The sequence below is a fragment of the Cryobacterium sp. genome (assembly GCF_025463825.1).
GTDB lineage: Bacteria > Actinomycetota > Actinomycetes > Actinomycetales > Microbacteriaceae > Cryobacterium.
Map to the genome: position 1 here is coordinate 1 of NZ_JAODBG010000101.1, position 3,034 is coordinate 3,034.

General features: G+C 69.6%; 3 protein-coding genes. 1 reads left to right on the forward strand and 2 read right to left on the reverse strand.

Annotated features, from left to right (window positions below; genetic code table 11):
- Nucleotides 1-260 precede the first annotated feature (260 nt).
- Complete coding sequence (locus JWP54_RS12210; protein WP_297372443.1) at nucleotides 261-1,844, reverse strand: SDR family oxidoreductase; 1,584 nt, start codon at nucleotides 1,842-1,844, stop codon at nucleotides 261-263.
- Nucleotides 1,845-1,953: 109 nt separating this feature from the next.
- On the opposite strand from JWP54_RS12210, the gene JWP54_RS12215 reads away from it, so the two are divergent.
- Entirely contained in the window at nucleotides 1,954-2,853 is a 900-nt protein-coding gene (locus JWP54_RS12215; protein ID WP_297372445.1) for a TOMM precursor leader peptide-binding protein, read from the forward strand.
- Here JWP54_RS12215 and JWP54_RS12220 read toward each other — a convergent pair.
- Nucleotides 2,744-3,034 (reverse strand): 3'-5' exonuclease (locus JWP54_RS12220; RefSeq protein ID WP_297372449.1); only part of this gene is annotated, 291 nt, incomplete at its 5' end. The genes JWP54_RS12215 and JWP54_RS12220 overlap by 110 nt on opposite strands.

Consider the following 3,034-nt stretch of genomic DNA (forward strand, 5'->3'; position numbering starts at 1 on the left):
GCATCCGAGAGGGTGTCGTAGTCGGTGCTGCACGCCCCCAAATGTTCAACGGCTTCGACCGCGGCGACCAGTGAATCTGCGGGCACACCCGGTCCAGGCGGGGTGCCGGGGGCGGAAGTGTCTGCGAAGGTGGACATGCAGACAATGTAGCCCGATGTCGAAGCTTTGTGTGGAAAAAGCAAGGCTGTGAAGAACTTTTTTTCCGTTTTTCGGGCACGTCAATTCCGTGCGTCTCACAGACGCGACCGAGTCGGTTGGGTTTAGCTGCGAGCGGCCTCTGGCACAGCTGGGGTGCCGACTGAGACGATCGGTGTGTCGGCGTCAATGACAGCTGTGTCGACGGCCTCGGCGTCGATCGCGGCTGCCTCGGTTTCCGCGGCCGCTGTGATGCGGTTGGCCATGCCGCTGAAGATCACACCGTGGAACGGCCGGATCGAGAACCAGTAGAGCCGGCCGCCGAGGCCGCGTGGGAAGAAGACCGCCCGCTGCCGGTACACCGACCCGCCATCCCCGGTCGGCTCCGCCCGCATCTCCAGCCAGGCCCGACCAGGCACCCGCATCTCGGCGCGTAACCGCAGGAAGCTGCCCCGGTCGATGCGTTCCACCCGCCAGAAGTCCAGCACGTCGCCGGTCTGCAGACGGTCGGGGTGCCGGCGTCCGCGACGAAGGCCCACTCCCCCGACGAGCTTGTCCATCCAGCCGCGCACGGCCCAGGCCAGCGGGAACGAGTACCAGCCGTTTTCGCCGCCGATGCTCTCGATGACCCGCCACAGGTCGGCCGGCTTGGCCGAGGTGCGCTTCTCCTTGAGGTCGGTGTACACGAGGTGACCGGCCCAGTCGGGGTCGCTGGGGAGCGGGTTGCTCGATGCGCCCTCGGTCGACGCGTTCTGCCAGCTGGTCTCGACGTCGCCGTCACGCATCCGCCCGAGCGCCAGGCGCACGGCCCGGCGGTACGTGGTCAGGCCGCCCTCCGGCGGCGGGATAACGGCGTCGATGTCGTGCTCGTGCACGACACAGTCGTATTGCAGAGACGCGATGATCGGCACCGCGAGGCTCCGCGGGATTGGGGTGACCAGGTTGACCCACTGGGAGGCAAGCCACGGCGTCAGCACCGGCAGCGGGGCAATGGGCCGCTGGTGCAGCCCGGCTTCGACGGCGTAGCCGTTCATCATCTGGCCGTAGCGCAGCACGTCGGGGCCGCCGATGTCGAAGGTGCGGTTGACCTGCGCGGGCAGCTCTGCGGCGGCGACGAGGTAGTAGAGCACGTCGCGCACGGCGATGGGCTGGATGACGTTGCGCACCCACTTGGGAGCGGGCATGTACGGCAGCACGTCGGTGAGATGCCGGATCATCTCGAACGAGGTGGAACCGGAGCCGATCACCACGCCCGCCTGCAGCGCCACCGTGGGCACTCCGGACTCCAGCAGGATCCGGCCGACCTCCGCCCGGGAACGCAGGTGCGGTGACAGGGTGCCGGTGTCGGGGTGCAGTCCACCGAGGTAGACGATGCGGGAGACCTGGGCCTCGGCCGCGGCCTCGGCCACGTTGCGGGCGGCGGTGCGCTCGGTCTGCTCGAAGTCGCCCTTGGCGCCCATCGAGTGCACCAGGTAGTAGAACACGTCGATGTCGGCGCTGGCGGCCAGCACGGCGGCACGGTCGCCGAGATCCCCCTCCACGATGTCCACGTCTTTCGCCCACGGCACGTCGGTGAGCTTCTGCGGCGAGCGCACCAGCACCCGCACCTGATGGCCGGCCTCGAGCAGCCGCGGAACGAGCCGACCGCCGATATAGCCGGTGGCGCCGGTGACCAGGACTCGTCGGGGAACTGCTGTGTGCTCAGTCATGGCGTCAGCCTAGGGGCCGAATCTGGGCTTGGCCTGCGCATGTGCGAGCGCGTTTTCCTGCCTGTGGATGATTCCGGCGGCAACGGGCGGTCTGGAGGAAGATCGCCGGATGATTGTTCGACTCGACCCGCGGTATCCGCTCGTGTGGCGGAGCCCCGACACCATCCAGTTGGGCATCGACCGGCCGCTGGCCATCGTGCCGGGTGTGACCGCCCCGCTCGAGGGCGTCATCGACGCGCTGCGGGCAGGCGTGCCCTGGTCGGGTGCCCTGATGCTGGGGCGGGAGGCCGGCGCCTCGGACGCCGCGACCACGGCCCTGCTGCAAGCGCTCGCGCCCGCACTGCTCGACACGGATGCCCGCCCGGCAGCGGCCGGCCCGCCTGAAGCCGAACCGGCGGCGGAGGCTCGCGCTCCGGCGGCACACCGACCGGCGGCCGTCGTCCACGTGGACGGCACCGGACCCACGGCCGGCCGCATCCGGCAGCTGCTGGCCGACCTGGGCGTGACCGTGTTACAGCCCGGGCAGGCCGGGCCAGACCCTTCCCTCGCCGTGATCGTGGACCACTTCGTGCTCTCACCCGAGCGGCACAACCGGTGGCTGCGCCGGGATCTACCGCACCTGCCCGTGTTGTTCAGTGACACCGAGGCGCGCATCGGCCCGCTGGTGGAGCCCGGCGCCGGCCCCTGCCTGACCTGTCTCGAACTCGACCGGGTAGATGCCGATCCGGCCTGGCCGGCGATCGCCACCCAGCTGCTGCATCGCACCGCTCCCACCGAGACGACCCGGCTCGGCATCGAGGTGGCCGCCACGGTGGCCGCGATCGTGCACGACAGGGTGTTTGCCGCGTCGAACGAATTCGCGGCGACGTCGCTCGCGATCGACGCCGAGTCCCTCTCGGTCAGGCGCCTCGCGCACCGGCCGCACGGGCGGTGCGGATGCCGATTTCTGCCAGAAAACGTGATCGTTCTCGCGGGGAACGCTGCTGGGTTCCGGCCGCGGACCAGCTGAGCGACAGCCGTTTGCGCGCCCGGGTGACGCCCACGTACAGCAGTCGGCGTTCCTCGTCGACCTGCTCGAAAGTGCCGGCATAGCTGATCGGCACGAGTCCCTCGGAGAGGCCGACGACGAAGACGGCGTCCCATTCGAGTCCCTTGGCCGAGTGCAGGGTCGCCAGGGTCACGGCCGAGAC